We start from the raw sequence: 12,930 nt of genomic DNA on the forward strand, positions 1-12,930 counted from the left end.
GGCATCTTCCTCTAGGCGCGGAAAACGCTAGATCTTCTTCTTCCAACCTTGGGAGAAGAGAAATGCCCAACCGTTTATTGTCTGGTCTGGTTCTGGCGCTCGTGAGCATCACTCCGGCAGCCGCCGAGCGCCTCGCGCCCATGACCGTATGGAATGCGCAGGTTGAGCTGGCGCAGGCGCCGTCGGTGACGATCGGCCCGAACGGGATCACCATCGGCCGCGAGCGCGACAGGGATCGGGTCAGGGAACGTGACCGCATCAGGGATCGCGATCGCGAGCGTTTTCGCCGCGACCGCTATGTCTGCGTCGTCGAGCCGCCGCGCAGCTCCGACCGCCGGCGTTCCTATGTTTGTGATGCCCGTCCGGGTCGCGTGGGCGAGCGGTGCCGCTGCTCCGGCGTGGTGGGCAGCGGACGCCTGAACCTCGACCGCTAGTTACCTCACAAGAAGGGCGACTGCCTCGACATGCGGCGACCACAGGAACTGGTCGATCGGGGTGACCTCCTTGATCTGGTATCCGCCATCGACCAGGATCTTCAGGTCGCGCGCCAGCGTCACCGGGTTGCAGCTGACGGCTGCGACCGTCTTCACGCTGGAGCGGGCAAGTTCGCGCATCTGGGCTTCCGCCCCGGCACGCGGCGGATCGAACACCACGGCATCGAAGTTCTTGAGCTCAGACACTATCATCGGGCGGCGGAAGAGGTCGCGCTTTTCCACCGTGACAGGCTTCAGGCCCTGTGTGTTGCGGGCAGCCGTATCAAGTGCCCGGATCGCCTTGTCATCGCCTTCGACAGCGTGAACCTTCGCGCGGCGCGCCAGCCGAAGCGAGAACGTACCTGAGCCCGCGAAGAGGTCGATGACCCGCTTTGACTTGCCCACATGCGCAAGAACCAATTCGGCCATCGCCTCTTCGGCTGGTTTCGTTGCCTGCACGAAGCCAGCAGGCGGCGGGGTGACTGTCACGCCGCCGAAGTCAACCTTCGGTTTCTGCGGTTCGATCAGGATCTCGCCATTGACCGAAAGGCGGGCAATACCGCGCAGGCTCAGCACCGTTTCGGTGACGCTGCGGCGATGCTTCTCCCCAAGTGGCTTCAGGCCGTCGACGGCGAGATCAAGACCGACCAGCGTTTCCAGCACCGCAATGCGGATGATTTCGCTGCCGGTCACCAGCGACTTTGCGATGGCACGGATGGCATCAAGCTGGCCTACGATCCCCGGCGAGGAGATCGGACATTCAACCACGTTGAAAATATGGTTGGTTTCGGCGCGGTTGTATCCGAGCAGGAATTCCTTTTCCGTCTGGCGCGCCGACAGCACCACCCGCCGCCGTTCACCGGGACGGCAGATGACAAGGTCGCGCACCGGAGGCTCCATCCCCCTCGACCGCATGGCGTGAACCACCAGGTCCCGCTTGAAGCTGTGGTAGGGCGAATCCGCCAGATGCTGCAGCACACATCCGCCGCAGGCGTCGCTGTCCGGACCGAAGTGGCGGCACGGTGGCTTCACCCGGTCGGGCGAGGGCACGGCGATCGACATGATCGTGCCATGGTCGCCGTTCCTCGCAATCGCAACGCTCTCGCCGGGAAGTGCGTAAGGTACATAAATCGGGCCATTGCTGCCCTCGGCAATGCCATGGCCCTGGGAGCCCAGCCGGTCGATGGTAACGGTCAGCGTGCTCATGCCTGCTCCTGCGGTTTTCTGCCAGCGAGCAGGAATTCCTGGTTCCCGTCTCCGCCGGTGATCGGGGAGGGGATCAGGCCAAGGCTTTCCCAGCCCATGTCTTCGGCAAGCCAGCGCTCCAGTTCCGCGGCAACTGCGGGGGCAGTTTCGGGCTCCTTCAGAAGCCCCGCCTTGCTGATTGCATCGCGACCTGCCTCGAACTGCGGCTTGACGAGCAGCACGCAGACCGCGCCCGGTTCGGCAAGCTCAAGCGCCGGTGCCAGCGCCAGCTTCAGGGAAATGAAGGAAACGTCCGAGACGATGAAGGTGATCTCGCGCTCATCATAGTCCTCAGGTGTGAGGTAGCGCGCATTGACGCCCTCGAGGTTTGTCACCCTCGGGTGGTCGAGGAGGCGGGGATGCATCTGCCCGTGACCGACGTCGATCGCCGTCACATGCTCTGCGCCGCGCATCAGCAGCACTTCGGTAAAGCCGCCCGTCGAGGCGCCGATATCGAGGCATGCGTGGCCGGCAGGGTCGAGCTTGAAATGGTCAAGCGCCGCAACAAGCTTCAATGCCGCGCGGGAGACAAAATCCTGCGCCGGGTCATCGATGCTGATTTCGGCGTTGCTGGGAAAGGTGAGGCTCGGCTTGGTGACGACGCGGCCGTTCACGGTCACGGTGCCGCGCGAGATGGCGTCTCTGGCGCGGGCACGGCTTGCAACAAGATCGAGGGTGACCAGAAGCTGGTCGAGGCGTTGGTTTTCTGACATGCGCAGTCAATGACGTGGCTTTGCGTCATCTGCAAGTCATTGCTTCGGGTTGCGATGTCTTCCTGTGTCATTAGGCGTCAGGCGCAAGAAGCTGTAGTGCCCGCGCAACCCAATTTTAATGATGTTGGCGTTCCTTCCGCGGTGGAGACAAGCGCGATGCTGTTTCACCTGTGAGCGGAAAAACATGTCACTGAAGAACCTTTCTCTGAATTCCAAGCTGATCATTACCTTTGCGGCTTTGATGGGTGTCTGCCTCCTGGCGTCTGCCGGTGTTTACTGGCAGGCACTGAAGTCCAGCCGTGCCTCCGCTGACCAGGCCGCGTCCCAGGCGATTCTGGTGCAGGTAGACAATGCGCTCGAGGCGATGCTCGAACAGGCCGTCAACCAGCGCGGCTTCCTGCTGTTCAAGAGCGACAGCACCTACAAGGACGTTTTTGCCAACCGCGACAAGATGATCGCCGCGATTGACGCAGCCAAGAAGGTTGCAACAGGTCGTCCGGAAATCCTGACGTCCCTGGATGCCATGCGCTCTGCCGCAGATGTGTTCCACACCCAGCTGACCGTGCCGCAGCTTGAAGCGCGCAAGACGACCGAGATGACGATCGACGAGGTCATCGAGATCGGCCGCAACCAGGCCAAGGGCCAGCTCGATGGCTTCCGCGAAGCGGCTGCCAAGATCAAGAAGCAGGCGCTCGATCTTTCCGCTGGCCTGAACGAGGCCCAGGTCGAAGCCCATGACGACCTTCTCATGACGCTGATCATCGGCGGCGCCGCTGCCGGTGTCATCGCCGTTGTCCTCGTCTGGGCCCTGTCGCGCGCCATCGTCTCGCCGATCATCGGCATGACCAATGCGATGACGCAGCTTGCCGGCGGCAACAACGATATCGAGGTACCGGCGACCCATCGCGGTGACGAAGTCGGCCAGATGGCCAAGGCCGTTGTTGTCTTCAAGAACGCTGCCATTGAAAAGCAGGCGCTCGCCCGCGATGCCGACGCGCTGCGCGAAACCACCGAACGCGAACGGCTCGCCAATGATGCCGAGAAGGCTCGCGAAGCAGCCGATGTCGAGTTCGCAATCGACTCGCTTGCCACGGCTCTTGCAAAGCTTGCCGATGGTGATGTTGCCTACCGTCTCGACCAGCCGTTCGTCGGCCGCCTCGACCGCCTTCGCACCGACTTCAACCAGTCGCTCTCGCGCCTCCAGGCCGCACTCCAGGCCGTCGGTGCCAATGCTGCTGCCATCAACGCCGGCGCTGCTGAAATCCGCTCCGCTGCCGATGACCTCGGCCGCCGCACGGAGCAGCAGGCTGCCGCCGTCGAGGAAACCGCTGCGGCTCTCGAGGAAGTCACCACCACCGTCAAGGAATCGGCCCGTCGGGCCGAGGATGTGGGACGCCGCGTCGAGCGCGCTCGGCATGGCGCCGAGAAGTCGGGCGAGGTCGTCCGCCGCGCGGTCTCGGCAATGGAGCAGATTTCCAAGTCATCCGGCGAGATCATCAATATCATTTCGGTGATTGATGACATCGCCTTCCAGACCAACCTTCTGGCGCTGAACGCCGGTGTTGAAGCTGCTCGTGCAGGGGATGCAGGTAAGGGCTTTGCGGTTGTCGCACAGGAAGTGCGCGAACTTGCCCAGCGCTCCGCCAATGCGGCGAAGGAGATCAAGTCGCTGATCACCACCTCCAGCCACCAGGTGGATGCCGGCGTGGCGCTGGTTGGCGAAACCGGCAATGCGCTGGAAGCCATCGTCGGCGAGGTGCAGCAGATCAACGAGCACCTCGATGCCATCGTGGTCTCGACCCGCGAGCAGTCGACGGGCCTGCAGGAGATCAACGCTTCGGTCAACAACATGGACCAGAACACCCAGCAGAACGCTGCCATGGTGGAAGAGCAGAACGCGGCAAGCCACAAGCTTGCCCAGGAAGCCCAGGCGCTCGACGCCCTGCTGCGCCAGTTCAACTTCGGCGGCGCACCTGCGCAGCAGTCGCGCCCGGTGGCAGCCACTGCGGAAGCGCGTCCGGTCGCGTCCCCCGCGCAGATGCTGCGTTCCACCGTTGCCCGCGCCTTTTCCGGGAAGACTGCAACGGCAGCGGCCGTGAAGGAAGAATGGACGGAATTCTGATCCACCTATGAATGACTTTGCAAAAAGGCAGGCGGAACACCATCCGCCTGCCTTTTCTGTTCTGGTGTCCCGGCTTAATGTCACGATGCGCGTGACATGAGGGGGTGGGGATGCGTTGGACTTTTCTCGTCGGTGGCCTGCTGCTGGCGGCTTCAAACAGCCTGGCAAATGACACGACAGCCGAACTGACGACCGGCGGGCTCATCTATGTCCAGACCAACGATGTCGTGATGGAAGAAGAAGACCTCTACCTTTCGCGAGAGGAGGTGCTGGTCGACTACGTGTTCCGCAACACGAGCGACAAGGAGGTGGAAAGCATCATCGCCTTCCCGATGCCCGATGTCGTTGGTGGCGCCCAGAACGATGTCGCCGTGGGTGACATGGAAAGCGACAACTTCCTTGGCTTCTCGGTGGTTCAGGACAGCCGTCAGATCAAGCCGGAACTGCAACAGCGTGTGCTGGCACTCGGCATCGACCGCACCGACGAGTTCGAGAAGCACAAGATTCCGGTGCTGCCCTATAGCGGCAAGACTGCGGAGGCGCTGAAGGCGCTGCCGGCGGATGTGAAGGCGGACTGGATCAGCAAGGGACTGATCTATGTCGACAGCTACGATGCCGGCCAAGGTTGGCAGGAGGAGATCCGCTCGGCCTGGACGCTGCGCTCGGCCTACTGGTGGAAGACCAGCTTTCCGCCGAACAAGCCGGTGCGGGTGAGTCACCGTTACAAGCCGAGCGTTGGCGGCACGGTGGCCATGACCTTCATCGAAGGGGGCAAGCCCGTATCGAATTACAAGGCTTATGCCGAACGCTACTGCATCGACAGCGCGTTCATGAAGACAGCGGCAAGGCTCGAAGCGGCGGCCGCCAAGTCAGGACCGCATTATACCGAACAGTGGATTTCCTATATCCTCACCACCGGCGCCAATTGGAGCGGCCCGATCGGCAAGTTCAAGCTGACTGTCGACAAGGGGCGCGAGAAGGATTTCGTCAGCTTCTGCGGCACCGGTGTCAAGAAGGTCGGGCCTACGACCTTTGAGATGTCAGCCACGGATTTTTACCCGCAGAAGGACCTGCACGTCCTCTTCCTGAATGCTGTGGAGTAGTTCCGGAGGCGAAGCTCAGCCGGCGAAGCCGACGCCGACGCGGCTTTGCCCGAGTGCCTTGAAGACCACCGATACGATGCCGGCGCGGTCGAGGCCCGCCTTGGCATACATCGTCTCCGGGCTTGCCTGCTCCATCCATACATCCGGCAGTACCATCGACCGCACCTTGAGCCCGTTGTCGAGGAGGCCTTCGCTGGCCAGGAAATGCAGGACGTGGCTGCCGAAGCCGCCCACAGCACCTTCCTCGATGGTGATCAGCACCTCGTGGTGGCGCGCCAGCTGGCGGATGAGGTCGTGGTCAAGGGGCTTCGCAAAGCGAGCATCGGCAACGGTGGTGGAAAGACCGGCGGCATCGAGATCCTCGGCGGCCAGCAGACAGTCCTTCAGCCGCGTCCCGAATGAGAGGAGGGCGATCTTGGAGCCCTGCTTCACCACGCGCCCCTTGCCGATCTCAAGGATCTGGCCACGCTCCGGCATCTCCACGCCAACGCCTTCGCCGCGCGGGTAACGGAAGGAGATCGGACCAGCGTCATAAGCTGCGGCGGTCCGCACCATGTGCTTGAGTTCTGCCTCGTCCGCTGCCGCCATCACCACCATGCCCGGCAGGGTGGCAAGGAAGGTGGTGTCGAACGAGCCGGCATGCGTCGGGCCGTCTGCGCCAACAAAGCCGGCACGGTCGATCGGGAAGCGCACGGGAAGCCCCTGGATCGCGACGTCATGGACAACTTGGTCGTAACCGCGCTGCAGGAAGGTGGAATAGATCGCGCAGAACGGCTTGTAGCCTTCCGCAGCAAGGCCGGCGGCGAAGGTGACCGCATGCTGCTCGGCAATCCCCACATCGTAGGTGCGCGACGGAAACACTTCCGCCAGCTTGTCGATGCCGGTGCCGTTCGGCATGGCCGCGGTAATGCCGACGATCTTGTCGTCGAGGCGCGCTTCCTGGACAAGCGTGTCGCCAAAGACGCTGGTATAGGAGGGAGCATTCGGCTTCGATTTCGCCTGCGCGCCGGTAATGACATCGAACTTGTTGACGCCGTGGTACTTGTCGGCAGCTGCTTCGGCGGGTGCGTAACCCTTGCCCTTCTGCGTCACGACATGGATCAGCACCGGACCACGGCCGTTGTCGCGCACATTGCGCAGCACCGGCAACAGGTGCTCGAAGGAATGCCCGTCGATCGGGCCGATATGGTAGAAGCCCATCTCCTCGAACATCGTGCCGCCGGTAACGTAACCGCGTGCATGTTCCACCGCACGGGTGATGGCCCGGTCGATCGACTTGCCGAGATAACCGGTAAGCTTCTTGCCCACTTCGCGCATGCCCATATAGGTGCGGCCAGAGGCAAGGCGCGCCAAATAAGCGCTCATGGCACCCGTCGGCGGTGCAATCGACATGTCGTTGTCGTTGAGGATGACGATCAGCCGCGCATCGAGCGCGCCGGCATTGTTCAGCGCTTCATAGGCCATGCCGGCTGACATCGCACCGTCACCGATGACAGCAATCACGTTGCGCTTCGAGCCGGAAAGGTCTGCAGCCACCGCCATGCCGAGCCCGGCCGAGATGGAGGTCGAGGAATGGGCGGCACCGAACGGATCGTATTCGCTTTCGGCCCGACGGGTGAAGCCGGAAAGGCCGCTCTCCTGGCGCAGTGTGCGGATCCGGTCCCGGCGACCAGTGAGGATCTTGTGCGGGTAGCACTGGTGGCCGACATCGAAGATAAGGCGGTCGTCCGGCGTGTTGAATACCTTGTGGATGGCGATCGTCAGTTCGACGACGCCGAGACCTGCACCGAGATGCCCGCCGGTCTTCGATACGGCATCGATCATCTCGTCGCGCACCTCCCGCGCCAGTTGCGGCAGGTCACGGTCATCCAGTTTGCGAAGATCTCCAGGCAGGTTGACCTTGTCGAGTAGTGGCGTTGCGGGCAATGATGTCACGAAGTTTGCCTTTTCTCGTCATGGTCAGAAGCTTGCGTCCTCAGAAGATGAGAAGAAAGCAGGCTTTTTCAAGTTTTGTGATGGGCTGTTCTAACCGATTTTATCCGACCGGCAAGGGTACGAACTCTTCTTCATCCCCCGGCACAATGTCGAAGCGCCCGGTGCGCCACTCCTCCTTGGCCTTCTCGATCCGTTCCTTGGACGAGGAGACAAAGTTCCACCAGATGTAGCGCTTGGAGTTGAGCGCGGCACCGCCGAACAACATGATGTGGCAGCCCGGCTCTCCCGCCTCGAGCGTGATGTTTTCGCCGGGGCGGAACACGAGCAGTTGGTCTGCCGCGAACCGATCTCCCGCAACCACCAGTTCTCCCGCCAGGATGTAGATCGCTCGTTCCTCATGCGCGGCCGAGAATGGAAAACGACGGCCGGGCTCCAGCCGCAGGTCCACGTAAAGCGTATCGGAGAATGTCGGGACAGGTGAGGTCAGTCCTTCGAAAGAACCAATCACCACCCGCCCGGTTGCGCCGCCTGCGTCGATCGTGGGCATCGCCTCGCGGCTGGTATGGGCGAACCGCGGGTCGATCTCCTCCTGGTTGTCAGGAAGGGCCAGCCAGGTCTGCAGTCCCGAGACCGACATCGGGTGGCCGCGCAGGTTTTCGGGCGTGCGCTCCGAATGCACGATGCCGCGCCCGGCCGTCATCAGGTTGATGTCGCCCGGCTTGATGACGAGCTCGGTACCGAGACTGTCGCGATGCTTGATTTCGCCGTCGAACAGATAGGTGACGGTGGAGAGCCCGATGTGCGGATGCGGCTTCACGTCGAGCGCTTCGTCCGCCCTGAGCAGCGCAGGGCCCATGCGGTCGAAGAAGATGAACGGCCCAACAAGTCGTCGGTGCCGCGTCGGCAGCGCACGCCGCACCGCAAAGCCACCGATGTCGCTGCTGCGCGGGATGATGAGGTTCTCGATCGCGTCACAGGCAAAGGCATCGCCTGCAACAGGATCGGTTCCGGGAAAGAAGGACATGAATTACTCGCTAAGGCGCTTCCTGATCTTCAGGATATTGCGCCAGGAAAGCCTTCAGTTCAACGAGCAGGGGCGGGAGGTCGGTGGTGATGATCTTCCACACTATCGCATCGAGCACATCCGGGTAATCGTGCCGGAGCAGGTTGCCCAGGTCACGGATCCCCCGCCAGTTGTGGTCCGCGAAGTGCTCCTCGGCGAATGATCCGCGTTTCACGGCGGCCTCCGAAATGCGAGAGAGGCAACGTTCGGAAGCATCCTTTGTCAGTTGGTGCCGCGGATAATCTTCAAAGGTCATGCCGGCGGTGTAACCCGTCACAGCTTCTCCGTTGGCGACGATGTCGCGGAGGCGCAGCAGCGGCCGTTTAGTAGGCATCGGCCCGGTCGCGTTCGATGTTTCGGTGAAGCCGCTCGCCGCGTGCGGAACGCGGCGTGACTGGCCCAGGCACGATATCGACGGATTGGGCGCCCGTGATCCCGTCAACCAGAGCCTTGAGATCCGACATGGCGCCGATGAAGCCCAAGCCCGAGCGCGTCACCGGCTCGCTGAAGGTCACAAGAAGATCCAGGTCTGATCCTTCAGTGGCTTCGCCGCGTGCCACTGAGCCGAAGATCGACACATGCTCCGCGCCCGCGGCACGCAGTTCGTCCTGGTGCTCCCTGAGCTTTGCAATGACCAGATCCTTATCCATGCAGGGAATATAGTGAACCCGCATGTTTTGGTCGAGGGCAGCTAGTCGCACGGCTTCAGCAGGACTTCGTCTCCCGCCGTCGCACCAAGTTCAGTGCAGCCACCCGTGTGGCAAAGCCGCCAGGCGCTCGGTGTCGCACCGGAGGCCGCAAGCGAGATCTGCCCCTGCGGCGGCAGTTTGGGATGCCAGACATACCAGCCGTCGCGCATCACCGCATCCGGCCCGGGTTCCATACCGGCGCCCGACCCCTTCACGGCGGCTTCGGTCAGTTCAAGGCCAACGGGTTGCACGGACCAGGTCTCGCGCCACTCCGTCTTCTGGACAGAATGGGTCCAGGACAAGGTGAAGAGTGAGACGGCAAGGGTCGTCGCCTTGCCGCCGGCCATGATGCAGAGAGCTGGCACCGGCTCTACGGCGTCACCGTCGCCGCGCCCGGCTTGCGGCTGCGCCACCAGTGTTGTGCGACGAGGATGATGCCGAGCGCCCAGCCGACTTCGTCGGTCCAGGGCAGGGCCACCACAAGGCTGGCACCGGCAACCAGCGCAATCAGGCGCTCCCATGCCGCCGCCCGGGTAAACAGGAAGCCGACGACCGCCACACCCCAGAGACCGATGCCGAAGCAGGCCTTGGCGAAGAGGTAGATGACTTCGACCGGGTAACCCCATGCGGCCGAGATGGCACCGGGATCCTGCAGCATCAGCGCCGGCGTGTAGACCGCCATGAACGGCACGACGAAACCGGCGCTCGCAAGCTTGGTCGCTTCGACGCCAATCTTCATACCGGACGTCTTCGCCATCGGTGCTGCCGCGAATGCTGCAAGCGCCACCGGCGGCGTCAGGTCGGCCATGATGCCGAAATAGAAGACGAACATGTGGCTGACGATGAGCGGCACGCCAAGCTCGAGCAGTGCCGGGCCAGCGAGTGAAGAGGTGATGATGTAGTTCGGGATCGTCGGAATGCCCATTCCGAGGATCAGGCAGGTGATCATCGTCAGCACCAGCGACAGGAAGAGGTTGTGCTCACCGACCCGGATGATGGCGCCGACGAAGGTTGAGGCAATCCCGGTAAGGCTGAGCGTGCCGATGACAATGCCGACGATGGCGCAGGCAATCCCGACGGGCAGCGCGTTCTTCGCGCCTTCCGCCATGGCGTCACGGCAGATGATGAGCGTTTCGCGGCCACCCTTGACGAAGACGCAGCCGGCAATCAGGCCAAGAATGACGATGACGAGGAAGTTGACGCCAAACTTCATGAAGGATGCGGCGGCAAGGCCGAGCGCAATCCAGAACACGATGCGGAAGATGAATGGGCCGATGCTGGCGGCAAGCGGCATGCCGAGGATCAGCACGATCACCAGCGCAAGGCCCATGGTGCCGGCGAAGATCGGCGTATATCCGGCAAACAGGAGGTAGACGAGGGCTGCGAGCGGCAGGATCAGCGGCCAGTGTTCCTTCACCGCCGTCCACGGATTGGGAAGTTCTGCCTTGCTCATGCCCTTCAGCCCGGCCTTTCCGGCTTCCAGGAAGACCATCCAGAAGCAGGCACCGAAGTAGAGAACGGCCGGGATGATCGCGGCCTTGACGATCGAGGCATAGGAGACGTTCAGCGTCTCGGCCATGATGAAGGCCACCGCACCCATGACCGGCGGCATGATCTGGCCGCCCATGGACGATGTCGCCTCGACGCCACCCGCAAAGGCAGAGCGGAAACCGAAGCGTTTCATCAGCGGGATGGTAAACTGGCCGGACGCCACGACGTTCGCCACGCCGGAGCCGGAAATCGTGCCCATCAGCGCCGAGGAGAGCACGCAGACCTGGGCCGGGCCGCCGCGCCATGTGCCGACGAGCCCCAGCGCGAAATCGTTGAACAGGGCCAGCATGCCCGCCCGCTCAAGGAAGGCGGCGAAGACAACGAAGATGAAGATATAGGCGGCCGAGACATAGATCGGCGTGCCGTAGATGCCTTCCGTGCCGAAGGCGAAGGTCTCGATGATCTGCTCGAAGCCGTACCCGCGGTGGATGAATGGTCCCGGCGCATATTCGCCGAACAAGCAGTAGGCGAGAAAGATGCCGGCGATGATCGTCAGCGGCAGGCCCATCAGCCGGCGCGCCGCTTCAAACACCAGCACGATCAGCAGGGTCCCGACGATCAGGTCTTCGGTGGTAAGGAAGCTGCTGCGCTGGATGAGGTCAGCGTAGAAGATCCAGTTATACAGGCCTGTGGAAAAGCCGGCGATGCCAAGTACCCAGAACCAGATCTTGCCGAGAGGGGTCTTGGCCACGAGGTTGGCAATCAGTACGAAGCCGAGAAGCAGCAGGAAGCCGACATGCATGGCACGCACGATCTGGCTTGCAAGCGTGCCATAGGCGGCTGTCCAGATCTGGAAAAGCGTGAAGGCACAGGCGATCCAGAACGCGATCCTGCCGCTAATTCCGTCTCCGAAGCCGGCTGGCAGGCCTTCGATGGCCTCTTCTGCCGAATGCGGTGCATTGGAGTCATGAAGCATGGGCGTAACGGTCATGGGCTCTTCGCAATGTTCAGGCCCCGCTTCTGCCGTCTGACCCGAAAGGGCGTCACGGCTGCTCCGTGGGGATAGTTACCTCAGATTGAAGCGCGCCCCGTCAGGAGACGAGACGCGCCCGTTTGGCAGTTTGAAAGCGTCCTACTTCAGCAGGCCGACTTCCTTGTAGTAGCGCTCGGCACCCGGATGCAGCGGCACCGGCATGCCTTCGATGGCCTTTTTCACGTCGATTGCCTTGGCGGCGGCATGGGCCGCGGCAAGCTGCGGCAGGTTGTCGAACAGAAGCTTGGTCATCTGGTAGGCGGTCTCGTCGGAGACACCCGAATGCGTGATGAGGAAGTTGCCGACGGCTGCCGTCTCCACATCCTCGGTCTGGCCTTCATAGGTGCCGGCCGGGATCTTCACGGACACGTAGGGAGCGCCGATCTTCTCGACCTCAGCGGCCGGGATGGCAACGACGTTGATCTTCAGCGAGGTTGCAAGGTCGCGGATCGAAGCGACGCCAAGGCCGGCCGACTGCAGGGTTGCGTCCAGCTGGCGGTTCTTGATGAGTTCAACGGATTCCGCAAACGGCAGGTATTCGGTCTTGCCGAGGTCCTTGTAGGACATGCCGGCGGCTTCGAAGATCGCGCGGGCGTTGAGCTCGGTGCCGGAGGCCGGTGCGCCCACCGAAAGGCTCTTGCCCTTCAGGTCCGCCAGCGTCTTCACGCCGGATTCAGCGCTCGCAACCACCTGGATGTAGTTCGGATAGATCGCCGCGATGCCGCGCAGCTTGTCGAGCTTGGCCGGGAAGCCGGCTTCCTTGTTGCCCTTCCACGCTTCCTGGACCGAGTCACCCAGCGAGAAACCGATTTCGCCGCGACCCGCCTGCAGCAGGTTGAGGTTTTCAACCGAGGCCTTGGTCGCCTGCACCTGGGTGCGCGAATCCTTGATGTTCTTGCCGTAGATCTCACTCAGCGCCACGCCGAGCGGATAATAGACGCCAGATGTTCCGCCGGTCAGGACGTTGATGAACTCGGCGGCCTTGACGCTGGTGGCCGAAACCGCTGCCGAGACGGCAAGCGTTGCGGCGAACATAAGGTTGATTTTACTGGACTTCACGATC

General features: G+C 62.5%; 12 protein-coding genes. 3 read left to right on the forward strand and 9 right to left on the reverse strand.

The genetic code is table 11. From position 1 onward, the window contains the following. Positions 1-62 precede the first annotated feature (62 nt). Positions 63-434 carry a hypothetical protein gene (locus CYG48_RS01980; protein ID WP_118848851.1) on the forward strand — a complete coding sequence of 124 codons (372 nt, stop codon included), beginning with the start codon at positions 63-65 and terminating at the stop codon, positions 432-434. On the opposite strand, the gene CYG48_RS01985 is transcribed toward CYG48_RS01980, so the two are convergent. Both CYG48_RS01985 and CYG48_RS01990 read right to left on the reverse strand, forming a co-directional pair. Then, positions 435-1,679, reverse strand: coding sequence for a class I SAM-dependent RNA methyltransferase (locus CYG48_RS01985; protein ID WP_118848852.1), 1,245 nt, complete (start codon positions 1,677-1,679; stop codon positions 435-437). It lies immediately after the preceding gene. Next, a complete protein-coding gene (locus CYG48_RS01990) occupies positions 1,676-2,431 on the reverse strand; it encodes a TlyA family RNA methyltransferase (RefSeq protein WP_118848853.1) in 756 nt (251 codons plus the stop codon). Before CYG48_RS01990 ends, CYG48_RS01985 begins: the two co-directional genes overlap by 4 nt. A 184-nt stretch (positions 2,432-2,615) precedes the next feature. Between CYG48_RS01990 and CYG48_RS01995 the strand changes: the two genes are divergently transcribed. Beyond that, complete coding sequence (locus tag CYG48_RS01995) at positions 2,616-4,553, forward strand: methyl-accepting chemotaxis protein (protein WP_118848854.1); 1,938 nt, start codon at positions 2,616-2,618, stop codon at positions 4,551-4,553. A gap of 110 nt (positions 4,554-4,663) precedes the next feature. Then, the gene (locus CYG48_RS02000; protein WP_118848855.1) at positions 4,664-5,656 is read left to right on the forward strand and encodes a DUF4424 domain-containing protein; all 993 of its coding nucleotides are present in this window, start codon (positions 4,664-4,666) and stop codon (positions 5,654-5,656) included. A 15-nt stretch (positions 5,657-5,671) separates the two neighbouring features. Here CYG48_RS02000 and dxs read toward each other — a convergent pair whose 3' ends face one another. The 7 genes from dxs to CYG48_RS02035 all read right to left on the reverse strand — a co-directional run bounded on the left by dxs (position 5,672) and on the right by CYG48_RS02035 (position 12,902). After that, on the reverse strand, positions 5,672-7,591 hold the full coding sequence (gene dxs, locus CYG48_RS02005; protein ID WP_118848856.1) for a 1-deoxy-D-xylulose-5-phosphate synthase: 1,920 nt from the start codon (positions 7,589-7,591) through the stop codon (positions 5,672-5,674). 100 nt (positions 7,592-7,691) lie between these two features. Continuing rightward, on the reverse strand, positions 7,692-8,615 hold the full coding sequence (locus CYG48_RS02010; RefSeq protein WP_118848857.1) for a pirin family protein: 924 nt from the start codon (positions 8,613-8,615) through the stop codon (positions 7,692-7,694). Positions 8,616-8,625: 10 nt separating this feature from the next. Further along, positions 8,626-8,988 carry a HepT-like ribonuclease domain-containing protein gene (locus CYG48_RS02015; RefSeq protein WP_118848858.1) on the reverse strand — a complete coding sequence of 121 codons (363 nt, stop codon included), beginning with the start codon at positions 8,986-8,988 and terminating at the stop codon, positions 8,626-8,628. Then, a complete protein-coding gene (locus CYG48_RS02020) occupies positions 8,978-9,304 on the reverse strand; it encodes a nucleotidyltransferase family protein (RefSeq protein WP_118848859.1) in 327 nt (108 codons plus the stop codon). Before CYG48_RS02020 ends, CYG48_RS02015 begins: the two co-directional genes overlap by 11 nt. Positions 9,305-9,345: 41 nt before the next feature. Then, a complete protein-coding gene (locus CYG48_RS02025; protein WP_118851433.1) occupies positions 9,346-9,690 on the reverse strand; it encodes a DUF1850 domain-containing protein in 345 nt (114 codons plus the stop codon). Between the two features lie 23 nt (positions 9,691-9,713). Then, positions 9,714-11,825, reverse strand: coding sequence for a TRAP transporter permease (locus tag CYG48_RS02030; protein ID WP_118848860.1), 2,112 nt, complete (start codon positions 11,823-11,825; stop codon positions 9,714-9,716). 141 nt (positions 11,826-11,966) lie between these two features. After that, a complete protein-coding gene (locus CYG48_RS02035) occupies positions 11,967-12,902 on the reverse strand; it encodes a TAXI family TRAP transporter solute-binding subunit (protein ID WP_118848861.1) in 936 nt (311 codons plus the stop codon). Positions 12,903-12,930 lie beyond the last annotated feature (28 nt).

Source organism: Neorhizobium sp. SOG26 (genome assembly GCF_003491345.1).
GTDB lineage: Bacteria > Pseudomonadota > Alphaproteobacteria > Rhizobiales > Rhizobiaceae > Neorhizobium > Neorhizobium turbinariae.